Source organism: Roseovarius sp. (genome assembly GCF_965277045.1).
In the GTDB taxonomy this organism is placed as follows: Bacteria; Pseudomonadota; Alphaproteobacteria; order Rhodobacterales; family Rhodobacteraceae; genus Roseovarius.
The window spans coordinates 1,668,017-1,683,902 of the sequence record NZ_OZ255712.1 but is presented as its reverse complement, the minus strand read 5'-3'; the positions used below and the strand labels follow the sequence as shown (position 1 = coordinate 1,683,902).

The 15,886-nt window shown below is 61.3% G+C and carries 15 protein-coding genes; 9 read left to right on the top strand and 6 right to left on the bottom strand.

All coding sequences use genetic code 11. The features are described 5' to 3' along the window. The first annotated feature begins 24 nt into the window (after positions 1–24). The 4 genes from ACQY4V_RS08390 to ACQY4V_RS08375 all read left to right on the top strand — a co-directional run bounded on the left by ACQY4V_RS08390 (position 25) and on the right by ACQY4V_RS08375 (position 5,180). Positions 25–1,110: a TRAP transporter substrate-binding protein gene (locus ACQY4V_RS08390; RefSeq protein WP_152492581.1), complete on the top strand. Its 1,086-nt coding sequence runs from the start codon at positions 25–27 to the stop codon at positions 1,108–1,110. A 171-nt stretch (positions 1,111–1,281) separates the two neighbouring features. Further along, positions 1,282–2,208 (top strand): TRAP transporter small permease subunit, encoded by a 927-nt coding sequence (locus ACQY4V_RS08385; RefSeq protein WP_222450364.1) that lies wholly within the window; start codon positions 1,282–1,284, stop codon positions 2,206–2,208. After that, entirely contained in the window at positions 2,208–4,562 is a 2,355-nt protein-coding gene (locus tag ACQY4V_RS08380; protein WP_428516494.1) for a TRAP transporter large permease, read from the top strand. The genes ACQY4V_RS08385 and ACQY4V_RS08380 overlap by 1 nt, the downstream gene beginning before the upstream one ends. A gap of 78 nt (positions 4,563–4,640) precedes the next feature. Further along, a complete protein-coding gene (locus tag ACQY4V_RS08375) occupies positions 4,641–5,180 on the top strand; it encodes an AAA family ATPase (protein WP_428516492.1) in 540 nt (179 codons plus the stop codon). Positions 5,181–5,197: 17 nt separating this feature from the next. Here ACQY4V_RS08375 and ACQY4V_RS08370 read toward each other — a convergent pair whose 3' ends face one another. The 5 genes from ACQY4V_RS08370 to ACQY4V_RS08350 all read right to left on the bottom strand — a co-directional run bounded on the left by ACQY4V_RS08370 (position 5,198) and on the right by ACQY4V_RS08350 (position 9,092). Continuing rightward, positions 5,198–5,926, bottom strand: a complete 729-nt coding sequence (locus tag ACQY4V_RS08370; RefSeq protein ID WP_428516490.1) for a DUF1194 domain-containing protein — start codon at positions 5,924–5,926, stop codon at positions 5,198–5,200. A 115-nt stretch (positions 5,927–6,041) separates the two neighbouring features. Continuing rightward, the gene (locus ACQY4V_RS08365) at positions 6,042–7,052 is read right to left on the bottom strand and encodes a serine hydrolase domain-containing protein (protein WP_428517193.1); all 1,011 of its coding nucleotides are present in this window, start codon (positions 7,050–7,052) and stop codon (positions 6,042–6,044) included. Positions 7,053–7,214: 162 nt separating this feature from the next. Continuing rightward, the gene (locus tag ACQY4V_RS08360) at positions 7,215–8,045 is read right to left on the bottom strand and encodes an arginyltransferase (protein WP_428516488.1); all 831 of its coding nucleotides are present in this window, start codon (positions 8,043–8,045) and stop codon (positions 7,215–7,217) included. An 86-nt stretch (positions 8,046–8,131) separates the two neighbouring features. Beyond that, on the bottom strand, positions 8,132–8,581 hold the full coding sequence (locus ACQY4V_RS08355) for an RDD family protein (protein WP_428516486.1): 450 nt from the start codon (positions 8,579–8,581) through the stop codon (positions 8,132–8,134). Between the two features lie 67 nt (positions 8,582–8,648). Then, complete coding sequence (locus ACQY4V_RS08350; protein WP_428517191.1) at positions 8,649–9,092, bottom strand: DUF2852 domain-containing protein; 444 nt, start codon at positions 9,090–9,092, stop codon at positions 8,649–8,651. A 165-nt stretch (positions 9,093–9,257) separates the two neighbouring features. Between ACQY4V_RS08350 and ACQY4V_RS08345 the strand changes: the two genes are divergently transcribed. The 5 genes from ACQY4V_RS08345 to ACQY4V_RS08325 all read left to right on the top strand — a co-directional run bounded on the left by ACQY4V_RS08345 (position 9,258) and on the right by ACQY4V_RS08325 (position 14,832). After that, entirely contained in the window at positions 9,258–12,044 is a 2,787-nt protein-coding gene (locus ACQY4V_RS08345; RefSeq protein WP_428516484.1) for a bifunctional [glutamine synthetase] adenylyltransferase/[glutamine synthetase]-adenylyl-L-tyrosine phosphorylase, read from the top strand. Then, positions 12,037–12,300 carry a hypothetical protein gene (locus tag ACQY4V_RS08340; protein WP_428516483.1) on the top strand — a complete coding sequence of 88 codons (264 nt, stop codon included), beginning with the start codon at positions 12,037–12,039 and terminating at the stop codon, positions 12,298–12,300. The genes ACQY4V_RS08345 and ACQY4V_RS08340 overlap by 8 nt, the downstream gene beginning before the upstream one ends. Before the next feature lie 68 nt (positions 12,301–12,368). Further along, positions 12,369–13,073 carry a DUF6778 family protein gene (locus tag ACQY4V_RS08335; RefSeq protein ID WP_428516481.1) on the top strand — a complete coding sequence of 235 codons (705 nt, stop codon included), beginning with the start codon at positions 12,369–12,371 and terminating at the stop codon, positions 13,071–13,073. A gap of 20 nt (positions 13,074–13,093) precedes the next feature. Then, positions 13,094–14,290 (top strand): RSP_2647 family RNA methyltransferase, encoded by a 1,197-nt coding sequence (locus tag ACQY4V_RS08330; protein WP_428516479.1) that lies wholly within the window; start codon positions 13,094–13,096, stop codon positions 14,288–14,290. Continuing rightward, on the top strand, positions 14,287–14,832 hold the full coding sequence (locus ACQY4V_RS08325; RefSeq protein ID WP_428516478.1) for an RSP_2648 family PIN domain-containing protein: 546 nt from the start codon (positions 14,287–14,289) through the stop codon (positions 14,830–14,832). Before ACQY4V_RS08330 ends, ACQY4V_RS08325 begins: the two co-directional genes overlap by 4 nt. A 110-nt stretch (positions 14,833–14,942) precedes the next feature. On the opposite strand, the gene ACQY4V_RS08320 is transcribed toward ACQY4V_RS08325, so the two are convergent. Beyond that, positions 14,943–15,644 (bottom strand): M48 family metallopeptidase, encoded by a 702-nt coding sequence (locus tag ACQY4V_RS08320; protein ID WP_428516476.1) that lies wholly within the window; start codon positions 15,642–15,644, stop codon positions 14,943–14,945. Between the last annotated feature and the right edge of the window lie 242 nt (positions 15,645–15,886).

The following is a 15,886-nucleotide window of genomic DNA, read 5'->3' as shown; positions in this document are numbered from 1 at the left end:
TCATCAATTGGGAGGATTTACCGAATGGATCGTCGTTCATTTCTGAAGAATACCGCATTGGGCGGGTCGGCTGCGGCCGCCACGTCGCTGGCCGCACCGGCTTATGCTCAAGGCAACCGCACGCTGACCATGGTCACGACCTGGGGCCGTGGCCTTGCCGGTGTGCACGATGCCGCGCAATACTGTGCCGAGCAGATCACCGCGATGAGCGACGGTCAGCTGACTGTCGACCTGAAAGCCGCTGGTGAACTCGTTGGCGCGTTCGAGGTTTTCGACGCCGTCACCGCCGGTCAGGCCGACATGTACCATGGCGTGGACTATTATTTCCTGGGTCAGCACCCGGCGCTGTCGTTCTACTCGCAGATTCCGTTCGGCATGACCTTCCAAGAGTACTCCAACTGGTGGTACATCGACGGCGGCAAGGAACTGGGCGACGAGCTCTACTCCATCTTCGGCCTCAAGGCATTTCCGTGCGGCAACACCGGCCCGCAATCGGGCGGATGGTTCGCCAAGGAAATCAACTCGCCCGAGGACTTCCAGGGACTACGTTTCCGCATGCCCGGCCAGGGTGGTGAAGTGCTGGGCAAGCTGGGCGCCAGCGTCCAGAACCTGCCCGGATCGGAAGTGTACCAGGCGCTGTCGTCGGGTGCCATCGACGGCACCGAGTGGATCGGCCCCTGGGCGGACGAGAAGGCCGGTTTCCAGGAGATCACCAAGACCTACTACACCGCCGGCTTCCACGAGCCCGGCCCGAACCTGAACTGCGTTGTCGGCCTCGAAGTCTACGAGAGCCTCACCCCGGCGCAGCAGGCGATCGTCTCGGGCGCGGCGCAAGCCACCAATATCTGGAGCATGTCGCAGTTCATGGCCAATAACGGTGCGGCGCTGCAGCGCCTGCAATCGTCGGGCGTCACCTTGCGTGAATTCCCCGACGAGGTCTGGGACGCGTTCGGTGCGGCGGCACAGGAAGTGCTGCAGCAGAACATGGGCGACGAGCTCTACAAGAAAGCCTACGACAGCTACCGCGAGTCGCTGGAAAGCTCGGCCTCCTGGATCAGCCGGTCCGAAGGCAGCTTCCGCTCGCAGCGCGACCGCGTGCTCGACATCTGATCGCCGGGCGACTGATACCTTCGCACCCCGCGCCCTTGGATGGCGCGGGGGCATTTTGCACATAGACGTGTAATTCCTGTTCAGGATCGACCAAACTTTGGATATGCATCAGAGCCCTTGTGACGCTGACGTGTTCCGGGTGGTCTGAACACAGGATTTGGGGGAACAGACATGGGCGAGACGGAAGCGACCGGAACAGGGTCCGCCTTTGTAGATGCAATCCTTTGGTTTTTCGGCGGAATATTCGGGTCTTTCTACGACCTGGCGTATGCGATCACGCATCCCGGGCTGTGGCTGAACTGGGCCGACAAGGAAGCGATCATGCGGTTCGTCTACTACGGCGGATCGATCGAGTTTTTCTTTGTGGTATTCACGTTCGTGCTGGTCCTGACCGCGGTCGGGTTGTGGCGCAACAGCTTCATGTGGGGCTGCGTGCGTGTGATGGAAGGCTTCGCCAACATCACGGGCCGCCTGTTTGCCTGGGCCGGTCTGATCATGGTGCTGCAGCAGATCATCATCGTGTTCGTGCAGCGCATCTTCGTAAGACCTGATATCTCTTTCGGCTTCGGTATCCCGCTGACCTACGACATCAGCTGGTGGGCGGAAGCGCTGAAGTTTCACAATGCCCTGGTCATCGCGCTGTGCTGCACCTACACGTTTGTGCAGGGCGGTCACGTGCGGGTCGACCTTGTCTACGCTGCGGTGAAGTATCGGACGCAGAAGCTTATCGACATGATCGGCTGCGTGATCTTCATGGCGCCAATGGCCGTTCTGGTCTGGATGTATGGCTGGTATTTCATGTGGCGACATCTGATCACGCCAAAGCCTTCGGCGTCGGAATCGCTGGACCGGCTGATGATGAAGGCGCGGGCGGTCCGCTGGAACGTCGAAACCATCGGGTTCAGCCCGAACGGGTTCAACGGATACTTTCTGTTCAAGGTGTTGATGGTGGCCTTTGCGGGCATGGTCTTCATCCATTCGGTCGCCTTTTTCTACCGCTCCTACCTGGAATGGAAGGAAGGACCGGAGAGCGAAGGTAAGTACCTTGACAAGGACAGCCTCGGGGAAGGCGAAGAAGCCTATGAGGGGACGCACTGATGTTGTTTGGACTTGATGGCGTCGAGATCGGCCTGATCATCGTCTTCCTGTGCCTTTTCGGAGGCATCCTGTCCGGGTTTCCGGTGGCCTTTGCCATCGGCGGTGCCGGGGTGATTTCCTTTGGCATCATTGCCGGCCTGGACAGCGCCGGCCTGTTGATCCACCAAGCGATCGACACCGGCAGCGAGGCGTATCGCACATTGCTCAGCACAGGGGTAAAACCGGACAGCGTTTCGATATTCCGATATCCAGATCTGCCACGGGTGGGCGAGCCGGTCTTCCCGCAGGGGTGGGAAACCGCGCTGGACCGCAATATCAGCTTCATCGTCAACCGCATGAACGAACGCGTGTTCGCGGGCCAGTCGATCGAGACCCTGCTGGCGGTACTGATGTTCGTGCTGATGGGGATCACGCTGGAACGTTCCAAGGTCGCCAACGACCTGCTGACCACGATGGCGCGCGTCTTCGGCCCGTTGCCCGGCGGCCTTGCCGTTTCGGTCGTGGTGGTGGGTGCATTTCTCGCTGCGTCAACCGGCATCGTGGGGGCCACGGTGGTCACCATGGGGCTCTTGAGCCTGCCGACCATGCTGCGCAACAATTACAGCCCCGAGATCGCCACGGGTGTTATCGCAGCCTCCGGCACTTTGGGGCAGATCATTCCCCCGTCGATCGTGATCGTTCTTCTGGGCACGTTGGCCGGCGACCTCTATGCAGTGGCGCAAGAGGCCCGGGCACAGGAAGCTGGGTGCACCGACGCCCTGACCTATCTGGGCGAGCCTGCGGTCGTGTCAGTGGGCACGCTTTTCCAAGCGGCCTTGCTGCCCGGTATCCTTCTGGCTCTGCTCTATGCGCTCTATGCTTTTGGCTACGCGCTGGTGAACCCCAGCAAGGCCCCTGCGGTCGAACTGGGCGCTACGAATGCCGAGGCGATCACGCGCGGCGAGGCCTTCACCTGGTTCCTCGGAATCCCGGTTGCGCTTGTTGCCGGCATGTTGGTGTTGGGGCAGATGAACGTCATTGGTAGCCAGAGCACCACGATCGACAGCTTCAGTGAACAGGGCGAGTCGGCCAGCTTGCGGACCGCCGTCGGGTCTGAATGCAAGGAATCCATGATCGAACTGCACGGGCAGGCCGCCTGGGACCGGGCTGTCGCCGAACAGCAGGCCATCGACGAGTCAGGTGGTGTGACCCAAAGTGTGCGGCTGTCCGAGGAAGAGCGCGCCGAGATGCTGGCCCGCAAGATCGAGAACGCGGCGCCTGTCGGGACCGGCATTGCCGTGATGATGCTGATCTTCGCCTTGATCCTGACCTTCGCCCGCGGCGTTCTTCCATCGGAAAGCCCGACGCCGCTGATTGTCGGGGGCGTAGGGATCGTGCTTGGCCTGCTCGTCGATATCTTGCTGATCGGGCCGCAATGGAGCTCCGGCGCGACATTCGTGATCATGGCCATTCCGGTAGGACTTGCGCTTTACGGTTGCACCCACGCCGCGGCGCGGCTGGCGCAGAATGAGCTGATACGGGTGGTCTTTCCCCCGCTCGTGCTGATCGTTGCGGTGCTGGGGTCCATCCTGGGCGGTATCACCAACCCGACGCCCGCCGCGGCCCTGGGGGCAGGCGGTGCGATCATGCTGGCGGCCTATCGCAAGCTGAAGGACGAAGAACGTTCAGGCAAGATCATCATCTTTGCCACCTTCGCAATTCTCATCGCCATCATCATCGGCGTGAATTTCGACTTGCGAGTCAATGTCGAAGGCGCGGGGGCCGAGAACTGGATCGCGTTTCTGGTGGCTCAGGCCGCCTACCTTTACGCTCTGTTCGGGCTGTTCTTCGCCTGCTGGGTGCTTTTCGCGGGCGGCGTGCTGTCGCCTGTGGTGCGCGAGACGGCGAAAGTGACGAGCATGGTCTTCACCATCCTGATCGGCTCTCAGCTTCTGAACCTCGTGGTCATCTCCTTTGGTGGCGAGCACTATATCCAGCAATTCCTGCGCTCGTTCGACAACGAGTACAAGGTGTTCCTGATCGTGATGCTGGTGCTGTTCATCCTGGGCTTCGTGCTCGATTTCCTCGAGATCATCTACATCGTGATCCCGATCGTGGGGCCAGTGATCTATGGCGGAACATTCGACCCCAAATGGGTAACGATCATGATCGCGGTGAACTTGCAGACCTCGTTCCTGACGCCGCCCTTCGGATTTGCGCTCTTTTATCTGAGGGGCGTCGCACCGAAAGAGGTGACCACCGGCCATATCTACCGCGGTGTCGCGCCTTTTGTTCTGATCCAGGTGGTCGGACTGGCAATTCTGTGGTTCTTCCCGGACATCGTCACGATCTTCCCGGATCTGCTCGGGGGGTGAACGCTTGGGCCTGAGTTCTGAACAGGCCTGGTTAGGACCGGGTCCGTGCCCTTTCCGTGCAGCGGGCAGTCGGGTCTGATGAGTCCCGCCCTGCGCAGGCATGTAATCGTATCAGGCTGTTCAGGGGGCGGGAAGTCGACGCTGCTGGCGGCGCTCGGCCGCGCCGGTTACCGCGTTGTCACCGAACCGGGCAGGCGGATTGTCGAAGCCGAGATGCAGGGCACAGGCGCTGCGCTGCCGTGGATCGACCTTGAGGCCTTTGCCCGACGTGCAGTCGAGATGGCGATGCGCGACAGGGCGGGCGTGCAGGATGACGGGCCTTGGGTGTTCTTCGACCGCGGCCTGATCGACGCGGCGGTGACCTTGGAGCACGCCGCGGGAATTCCCCTGACCGACAGCCTCGCAGATGTCGCCCCGTTTCATCGGACTGTCTTCATGGCCCCGCCCTGGCCTGAACTTTACCGGAACGACACGGCGCGCCGACACGGCTTCGATGCAGCCGTCGAAGAGTACCATCGGCTGTGCGCGGCCTATGACCGGCTCAACTACCGTCTGGTTCACCTGCCCAAAGCCGGCGTGCGCGAACGGGCAGCCTTCGTTCTGGACACTCTCGGCTGAGCCGCAGCGACGCGCGCCTAATGTGCCGACACAGTGGCGACGCGCTCGGCGCCCGGGGCAGGGGTGCGCCCCGATATCTCGAGCACCAGTTTGCGGCGCACGGTTCGGGCAAAGCTGTCGCGCCCTTCGGCCGTCACCATGAAGGCCCCGGGCCCGCCGATGATCCGCTCGGCATATTCGTCTTCGAGGTTGGCCCCGGCGCGACGTCCGTCTTCGGGGCGCAGTATGGGCAGCGCATTGATCACGATCCCCGCAGCCAGAACTTCGGCGCGTGCCGCCGCGATCGGCGGGCCGGACGAATTTCGGATGCTGTCGCCGGAGAAGTCGATAACGGCGCGGGGCGCGACGATGTCGTTGGTCTCAATCATGCGCTTGGCTTCCAGAAGCGCACCACCGATGGCGTTGCTGCCATAGGCCTGACGTGGCGGGCCAGCCAAGGCGTCCGCGAAAGCCTGCGCCGAGCTTTCGCCATCGATGACCGTCCACGGGACGACCACGGCGGTGTTGGTTGCCCACTCGACATAGGTGACGGCGACATTCCCGTAGAGCGAGTCCTGAATGGCCTCCAACACTTCGGGGTCGGTGATTGCGCTTGCGTAGCCCTGTCGCTGAAACGAGAGTTCCATGTCGTCGATCGAGCCCGACGCGTCCGCAAGCAGAACCAGTTCAAGACCGACCTCCTGCCGCGTTTCGGCAAGGGGTGGGCCGGCGAGGGAGATCGCGCAAATGAAAGTGAGAACCCGCATGGACCGAGTTTTCGCTCAGTGGCGCGACATGACAAGCCGGACGCGATCAATTCCGCGTGTATGGGCGGCAATCGGGGTCACTTGCCGAAAAACCACGCGGTTCCGTCTGGACCGTTCAAGTCGTATCCTTGCGCGCCAGGGGCAGGATCGTGCCTTCGATCAACCGCATCAGGTCGCCGAAATACCCGGCGCTGCGGGCAGGCTGTGTCGAATCCGACGTGATTGCGATGGTCAATCCCAAGCCGGGAACCACGCATATGATCTGTCCGCCATACCCGCGCGCAAGGGCGTATTCGTCGCCCTCGGATTGCCCCAGAAACCAGCCGTAACCGTACCGTAGTCCGGACCAAGGTGAGCGCGTGACCGGCTCGAAGGACCGAGAGACCCAGGACTCGCTGAGGACGCGTGTATCGCCCCACATGCCTTTTCGCCGATACATTTCTCCGAAATGTATCATCGCCGGAAGGCTCAGCGACATTTCGTTTCCGCCAAGATAACGCCCTTGCGGATCGCGGGTCCAAGGCGGGATTCTGATCCCGAGCGGGGCCCCCAGCCGGTCGCGGGCCTGGTCCAGCAGGCTTTGGCCGGACACTTCGGACAAGATTGCCCCGAGTACGTGAAAGGAGCCCGTCGAATACAACATGCGCGCGCCGGGATCCGTCTCGAACGGGCGCGAGAGCGCATTGGCAACCCAGTTTCCGCTGCTGACCCAGCCGCCGTAATTCGGCCCTGACGTCCGCTCCAGCCCTGCCTGCATCGTCACGAGATTTTCGATCGTGATGTCATGAACGCGTGGGTCGGCGTCATCCGGGATAAGACCGGAAGCCAGTTCGCCGATCGTGGCGTCGACGGAGGAAATTTCGCCACGGTCGATTGCTGCGCCCGTCAAAGCGGCAACCAGAGTCTTCGAGACCGACTTGATCGGCACCGGAGTTCCCATGTCAGGGCCACGGAATACCTCTGCGAAAACCTCCGCGCCGTGCTGGTGGATCAGGACTGAATGAAGCTGGTCGAGCGCCTGGCCTGCGTCGGCCAAGGTGCGCCACGAAGCGGGTTGAGAGTGAGCCGGAGACCCGACAAACGCGGCAGAAATCGCAAGAAAATGGCGGCGGTCAAGGCAGGGCATGGAACCTCGTTCAATCCGGTCAGGCAACAGATATCACGCAACCCGCCAATGGCCACAGAAGGAGGCCAAGAAAGAGCTTTGCTACACGCGAACGTGTTGTCGCCAGGGCGCGATTGCAGAAAGAAGCGACAACGATTTCAGGCAGTGCGGTACCCGACCCTGTTAGTATTTCTTGGTCCGCAACGGCTTGCTGTCGGGAAGCGAGATATTGGCCACCTGTTCCGCAATGGGATCGTTGGACAGCGGATGGCAATGTGCCTCGTAATCGGCCGGGTCGCGCATTTCCTGCCATGTCCCGCCCGAATAGACCTCGAGCCCCGAAAACGCGGCCTTGTAGCCCATTTTGGCGCTGCCAGGCACCCAATACCCCAGGTAGACATAGGGCAGTCCCGCCTCGCGTGCGATCTCGATGTGGTCGAGGATGATGTACGTTCCAAGGCTGTTACGTTGACGATCCGGGTCGTAGAACGAGTAGACCATGCTGATGCCGTCGTCGAACACATCCGTCAGGCAGACCGCGACCAGATCGCCGCTTTCTCGGTCCGCATATTCGACGACGCGCGTCCGGATTGGCGTCTCTTCGATCATCGCTGCAAATTCGAACGTATCCATGTCGGCCATGCCACCATTGGCGTGCCGGTCTTCGAGGTACTTTCGGAAGAGCTCGTATTGTTCCTCTGTAGCCCAGGGCGAGGTCGCGCGACGGTCCAGATGGTCGTTGCGTTTCAGCGTCCGGCGCTGGCTGCGCGAGGCGGCGAAATTCTCAACGTTGACCCGGGCCGACAGACACGCGGCGCAATCGGCACAGGACGGACGGTAAAGCACGTTCTGCGACCGGCGAAACCCCTGCTTGGAAAGAGTGTCGTTCAGGCGTTGCGCACCGTCGCCCTGAAGCGCAGTGAACAACTTACGCTCCATCCTGCCTTCAAGGTAGGGGCAGGGCTGAGGCGCCGTCACATAGAATTGGGGCGCGATGGGGAGAGTGTGACGCATGACAGGCTTTGCAACTTCCAAAACTGACGATAACAATGATGCATCGCTGCGCCAAGAGGTCAAATCCGGCTATGACCGGGGCGACGTCAACTGGTCGCGCGACGATTCACGGCCACGGTTGCGAGAACGTGATCGGTAAGGCCCTGGCCCTTTGGTCCGACCATCATCAATAGCATCGAGGCCAACTGCACAAGCGGAACGGCGCAGGAAAACGTGAAGCCGAGCGAGTGCAGGAACGCCGTGGCTGCATCGAGACGTTGGCCCGATGCGCTGCGAAACTCTATGGCCATCAGCCGCATCCCCCAAGTTGCCGATCCTTTGGCGATGGTCGCAGTCCGGTAGATCAACCCGACGGACAGGAACAGCATGGGCAGGAAAAACAGGCCTGTAAAAGCCGTAAAAGGCAGGATCAGAACACAGATCACGGTCACAAGCACGCTATCCACCACCCAAGCCAGGAACCGCTTGAGTGGCACGTCGGCGTAAAAGTCGGGTTGCGTGTCGGGGTCGGGAGTATGCCAGGTGGTTTCGGTCATGGTGTGCATATAGGCCTGTACCCCGCGCCCTGAAAGGTGCGACGCGGGGATCGAGGCGTTTCCGTGGTCAAGCGTTGCGGGCTGCTTCGCGATCTTCGTCCTCATGGTCCTCGTCAGAGCCTGCTTTGCGAGCGCGTTCCTCCATGAACTGGTCGAACTCGGCCTTGTCACGGGCGGCGCGCAGCCGATCGAGAAACGCCTCGAAGTTCTGTTGCTCCTCTTCGAGACGGCGGAGCGTTTCATCGCGGTAGGCGTCGAAGGCGGAATTGCCGGAAGACCCGCGCAAAGTTCGTGCAGATTGGCGATGCGTCACGCGGCCCGAGGGGCATGAAAACTTGTTGGCCCAGATCATGTAGGCAAGCAGTACGAGGCCCAGCGGCCAGAAGACAACAATCGACGCCACGAGGGCGGCGATCCATGCCACCTTGCCTTTTTCGTCGAGCCACGTTTCGGCTCTTGCGAACACGCCGGGAATGCCACCGGAGCGCGGAGTGTAGGTCTGCGTATTCATCCTTGGTTCCTTTTTTGAACGTTGGTTTCTGCTGGATGTGAATTCCATTTACATTTCCCAGATGGGAAGCCGCCGCCGCTGTGACAAGGGGTGATGTTAATAATTTTCACATCTGCATCGGTGGCACGCATTGACCGGGCATCTCGAGGGTGTATCACTTGGCGCATGAGCTTTTCCGCCCGCATGTCCCGTTGTCCGCGACCCCACGATCCTGAACCCGGGCAGGAGGCCCGACAGGCCATGCCGGGGCTCTCCAAGGAGCTGGGTGCCCTGGTTGAGGGGACGGCAGGGTGCAGCCCCTACTTGCATTCACTATGCCTGAAAGAGCGGGAGTGGTTGCCGGAGGTTTTCTCAGATCCAGAAGCGGCGTTCGAAGCATTGCTGAAGGATGTCGATGACATTCCGTTTGACGAGGCGCCGCCGCGTCTGCGGCGGCTCAAGGCGCGTGTGGCATTGCTGGTTGCAATGTGCGACCTCGGCGGTGTCTGGGACCTGGAAGAGGTGACGCATGCCTTGACCCGCTTCGCGGACCGGGCGGCCAGGATAGCCTTGCAGGCGGCGCTGCTGCCCGAGCTTCGGCGCGGCAAGATTCCGGGCCAGGATGAGAGCATGCTGGAGGAAGCCGCCGGCATGGTGGTTCTGGCCATGGGTAAAATGGGCGCATACGAACTGAATTACAGTTCCGACATCGACTTGATCTGCCTCTTCGACGAGACTCGTTTCGATGGCGACGCCTATCATGAAGCACGGACCGGCTTTGCGCGCGCAACACGGCGGATGGCGGCCACGTTGAACGACCGTACCGCCAATGGCTACGTGTTCCGGACGGATCTGCGCCTGCGGCCGGACCCAAACGTGACGCCCGTCTGCATGGCGATGGGGGCGGCAGAAACCTATTACGAAAGCCTGGGCCGGACATGGGAACGGGCCGCCTACATCAAGGCCCGCGCCGCGGCAGGCGATCTGAACGCGGGGGCGCGTTTTCTGGATACCTTGCGCCCGTTCGTCTGGCGCAAACACCTCGATTTCACCGCGATCGAGGACGCGCACAATATGCGTCTGCGCATCCGCGAGCATAAAGGATTGCATGGGCCGATACGTCTGGACGGACACAACATGAAGCTTGGGCGGGGCGGCATTCGCGAAATCGAGTTCTTCACCCAGACCCGCCAGTTGATATCGGGCGGAAGAGATCCGGATTTGCGGGTGCGCGGCACGGTCGAAGGTCTGGCCAGACTCGCGGAAAAGAACTGGGTGCCCGGGGACGCGGCAGGCACGTTGACCGAAAACTATCGCTTTCACCGTGAAATCGAACATCGTCTACAGATGCTGCGGGACGCGCAGACCCAGATACTTCCGGATCAGGCCGATGGATGGACGCGGCTGGCGAACTTCTGCGATCGTGACGAGAAGGAATTTCGGGACGAACTGACCGAGCGCCTGCAGACCGTGCATGATCTGATCGAAGGGTTCTTCGCGCCTGAAGGCACAAGTGAAAGACCCGCCAAGATCGAGGGTCTGGATGAAGAAGTGATTGCACGATGGCGCAACTATCCAGCGCTGCGCAGTGAACGGGCCAACACAATTTTCGATCGGTTGAAACCGGATCTGCTGGAACGGCTCAGCCGCTCTTCCACGCCGCAAGACGCGCTTATTGCATTCGATGGTTTCCTGGCGGGTCTGCCCGCAGGCGTGCAAGTCTTCGCCTTGTTTGAAGCCAATCCGCAGTTGATCGACCTCATGGTGGATATTGCAGGGATATCGCCTGCTCTGGCGTCGTATCTGTCGCGCCATGCCGGTGTTTTCGACGCGGTCATTGCCGGCGATTTTTTCGCCCCTTGGCCCGATGAGCAGCATTTGCGCAGGGAATTGGCCGCGCGTCTGGATCGTGAAGAAGATTACGAGCGCAAGCTGGATGCGGCGCGTCGGTGGCAGAAAGAATGGCACTTTCGCACAGGCGTACATCTGTTGCGCGGCCTGATAGATGCCGACAAGGCAGGCGCGCAATATGCGGACCTGGCACAGGTGATCCTGGCAGAAATCTGGAAAGTCGTGTGCGTCCATTTCGCCGAGAAGCATGGGCCGCCGCCGGGGCGCGGTGCAGTCGTGCTCGGCATGGGCTCGCTCGGGGCAGGGAAGCTGAATGCCGCCTCGGACCTGGACCTGATCGTCATTTACGACGCGGAAGGCGTCGAGCGGTCGGAAGGTCGACGCGCTCTGGCAACGAGGCCTTATTATGCGCGGCTGACACAGGCCCTGATCACGGCCTTGACCGCCCCCATGTCCGAAGGGCGCCTTTACGAGGTCGACATGCGCCTGCGGCCCTCGGGCAACCAGGGGCCGGTGGCGACCAGTTGGACGTCTTTCCAGACCTATCAGCAGGAAGAGGCGTGGGTGTGGGAACATCTTGCCTTGACGCGGGCGCAGGCCGTTGCCGGTCCGGACGCTCTGGCCGGGGACGTCGAGGCGTTCCGCTGCTCTCTGCTGCAATCAAGGGGTGACAAGGCTAAGGTGTTGTCTGAAGTGGCCGAGATGCGCGCACGGATCGCCGCGGCCAAGAGTTCAGCGGGCGCGTGGGACACCAAGCTGGGGTCCGGACGGATGCAGGAGATCGAACTGGTGGCTCAGGCTGGATGCTTGCTGGCAGGCCAACCCGAACGCTCGGTCGAGGCCGGATTGGCGGCCGGTGTCGCCGCCGGGTGGTTAAGTGACGCAGACGAGGCGGCATTGAAAGCGGCATATCGGCTTTGCTGGCAGGTGACGCAGGCCGCGCGCTTGCTGGGCGACAAGCCCATCGACGAAGAGTCGCTTGGTGCCGGGGCGAAATCTTTCATTCTGCGCCGAACGGGGCATGACAGCATGTCGGAACTGAGAGATGATCTGGACGCAAGGACACGCCAGGCTGGTCTGGTGATCGACGCCGCATTGAACAAAGGTTGTGAGAATGGCTGACGCTCTGGACCCCAAGGGCTTGATACGAGAAGCCTACCGTATCGAGGGCATAACACCGGGGGAATGCCGCTCGATATTTCTGGATTGGGCGTTGTCGGTCGATGGCGAGGGCGATACCCGCGCGCGGCTGGAGCGATTGCTCGAACGCCACAGCGATGCAGGTCCGGACCATCCGATGACGTCTGTATTGCGAGAAGGACTTCAATCGTCGCAGACACCGAAACGGCGTGGGGGCGCGCGGGCTCGTGAGCGTTGAGTGACCGAGCGCCGCCGGGTCACACCTTCGTAAAGTGCTGAATTTGCCTAAAACCTGCCTCAATCCAATTGCATCTTTCCTCCGAATTCCGCGCGACGACCGCGCCGAGGAGGAAGACAATGAAGACACGTCGAGCCATCTGCGCCCTGATCGTCGCCCTGACAGCGGCGGGCTGTTCTGCGCCTGAAACAGCGACGCGCAACGCCCCGCTGGACACGACGCCGGCAATCATCTCCATGCCGTCCTACGATATTCAGGACATCCGTGTCAGCGTGCCCAAATCACTGAAGGTGTCCGAGGCCAACCGCTATTACCCGGGCGGCGACATCGTGTGGCGAGAGGATCCCGCCGGCGACCGGCACGCCCAGGTCAAAGCAATCTTTGAAGATGGAATGCGGCAAGGCGTCGATGCAATGCGGCCGGGCAAGGTGCCCGCAATCCTGGACATCCAGGTGACGCGCTTTCATGCGTTGACCGAAAAGGCGCGCTACACGGTGGGCGGCGTCCATTCACTTCAGTTCCACATGCTGCTGCGCAACCCCGAAACCGGCGTAGCCTACGGCGAACCGCAATTCGTGAAGGCCGATTTCAAGGCGCTTGGCGGACAGGCGGCGATCAAGGCAGAATCGCAAGGACTGACGCAGAAGTACCGGATCACCACACATCTGGCATCGGTCATCCAGAGGCAGTTGGGCAGCCCGAACGGATACCAGGCGGCCAGTCTGGGCCTGATGGGCGCACTGAACCAACTGGGTGCTTCCAACACCAACTGAAACGGCATAAGGGGGACGGCATGACGACGTCCTCCTTGCCCACGATCCGCTTGAAGCCAAAGACGCAGGCCCGTGCAATACGCCACGGGTTTCCATGGGTTTACGACAACGAGCTGGTGACCGACCGCAGGACAAAGGCAATTGCGCCCGGCACCATCGCATTGCTTGAAGACTCAGACCGCGCGCCGGTGGCGACGGTCACCGTAAATCCCAGCTCGCGTATCATGGCGCGCGTGCTGGACCGCGACCCGAATGTGCAGATCGATCAGGCTTGGATAGAAGGCCGGCTTCAACGCGCCCATACGATGCGCGAGAGGGTCTTCGACGCACCGTACTACCGACTCGTTCACGCTGAGGCGGACGGGCTGCCCGGCGTAATCATCGACCGTTTTGGCGAGATTGCCGTGGTTCAGCCAAACGCGGCGTGGGCCGAGATCCTGCTGCCGCAGATCGTTGACAGTCTTGTTAAAGTAACGGGCGTGACCTGCGTGATCAAGAACGCCTCCGGGCGCGCGCGGGTCCTGGAAGGGCTTGACGACAGTTCGGGCGCCTTGCTCGGGGATATGCCTGTCTCACCCCGCCCCGTTGTCATGAACAGCGCCACTTACATGGCGGATCTGACTGGCGGGCAAAAGACCGGGCTTTTCTACGATCAGCGTCCGAACCACGCTTTTGCCGCCACCCTCGCTGCCGAGAGCCGCGTCCTGGACGTCTTCAGCCATGTCGGGGGATTCTCCCTTGCGGCTCTGGCGGCAGGTGCTGCAAGTGCACTGGCCGTCGACGGTTCGCAACCGGCACTGGAGCTGGCTCAGGAAGGGGCAGGGCGCATGGGGGCGACCGACCGCTTTTCAACGCGCAAGGGAGACGCCTTTGAGGTTATGAGCGCTTTGGCGGAGGAAGGAGAGACCTTCGATGTGGTCATCTGCGATCCTCCAGCTTTTGCCCCCAACAAGCAGGTTCTGGAAAAAGGACTGCGGGCGTACGAACGTGTGGCCCGACTGGCGGCCCCCCTCGTCGCGGAAGGCGGGTATCTTGGCCTTTGCTCCTGTTCACACGCGGCGACGCTGGACAAGTTTCGCGCCGCTTGCGTCAAGGGTATCGGCCGCGCAGGACGCGAAGGGTCGCTGATCCATACAGGGTTTGCCGGGCCCGACCATCCGCTTCACCCGCAACTGGCCGAAAGTGGTTACCTGAAGGCGCTGTTCTTTCGGCTATGAGATGCGTTCTGGACACGTGCGTGATCTATCCCACGGTGATGCGCCAGATGCTCCTGGGGGTGGCCGCAGAGGGTGTTTTCCAACCTCTCTGGTCTAAACGCATCATCGAAGAGTGGCAGAGATCGGTGGTGAAGCTTGGTCCGGAAGGCGTCGCGCAGGCCCGGACCGAGGCGGTGATGATTGCGCAGCAGTGGCCGGACGCAGAAGTCGAATGGCCCCCGTCATTGGAAACGCGCCTTTGGTTGCCCGATCCCGCGGACGTGCATGTTCTGGCTGCGGCAATCGCGGGCTATGCCGACCTGATACTGACGCTGAACGCAAAGGATTTTCCAAGGGGCGTCTTGGCCGAAGAGGGTGTGAGCCGGGCTGATCCCGACACTTTCCTGTTGGGGGTCTTCGAGGCGACGCCGAATCCGGTTCGCAGCGTCGGCAAGGCCGTTCTGGAGGAAGCGCGGCGTCTCTCCGGCGAGAGTTGGGAGATACGTGCACTGCTCAAGAAGGCGCGTCTGCCGCGTCTGGGAAAGGCGCTGGCAAACGGCTGAGCGCGTGTTTCTCGGAAAAACGTGAAGTCGGATCGGATGCGCCCGACATGGTTTCACAGCCTGGATCGCGTTGATCCTCTGCCAGTGCGAAGAATGGCAGCGTGCTTCGGTTACCGAGGTTCGTTCGGAAGGCCCGACCAGCGATTTTCAAGTGTTTGAATGGCCGAAATGCGCTCGGCCGTTTTGGGATGGCTCATCAACCAGGCCGGCATTGCACCCGATCGAGATTGGGTCAGGGCCTCGAGCTTCTCGAAAAGAGAGATTTGCGGTGCGGTGCCGATCCCGGCCTTGGTCAGAAGAGCTGCCGCGTATTCGTCCGCTTCATACTCGTCCGAACGTGACAGGCGGGCGGCAAGCAACGAGGTCAGGCCATTGGCGATCCATACGCCGATCCCCGGGATGAATCTGGAAAGCACCATCGCCAGCGCCGTCCGCAAGGCATTCTGACCCGAAAAGTCGATCATCCTGCGGCGGGAATGTCCGAGAGCGACATGACCCAACTCATGTGCGATCACGCTGGTCATTTCCTCGGCAGAGACCTCGCCCTTAAGGAACTTGCGATAAAAGCCCCGCGTGATGAAAATCCGCCCGTCCGGAGCAGCAAGGCCGTTTACAGGATCGATTTCGTAGATGTGAACCTTGATTTTCGCAAGGTCGAGCGCCTTGGCCAGACGCGAGAAAAGCGGCGTCAGCTTGGGATCGACAAGTTCGGTCGACCGTGCATCGAGCTCGCGCTTGGTCCGCCAGACCGAAAACCGGTACATCACGACGGCATAGAGGATCGCCAACAGGATGGGGGTAAACTTGATCATGGCGCATGATATGGGGTTTGGGGCGTCGTGTGGCAAGCGAGGGTTTGCAGGAGAACAAGCAATCGTGGCCTGCCGTCAAAGCGAGCCACCGTTTTGCCTTCTATATAGAGGATGTTCATCGTGACCAAGCCTGAGTAGAGCAAGGTTCTGGAAGGGATAAACTGGACTCAGCGCCGGGGGCAGGGCGGATGGCTGAAGGGTTGCCTTGCCGGCCAGGCTACCCCAGTTTCTGATCACGAAGA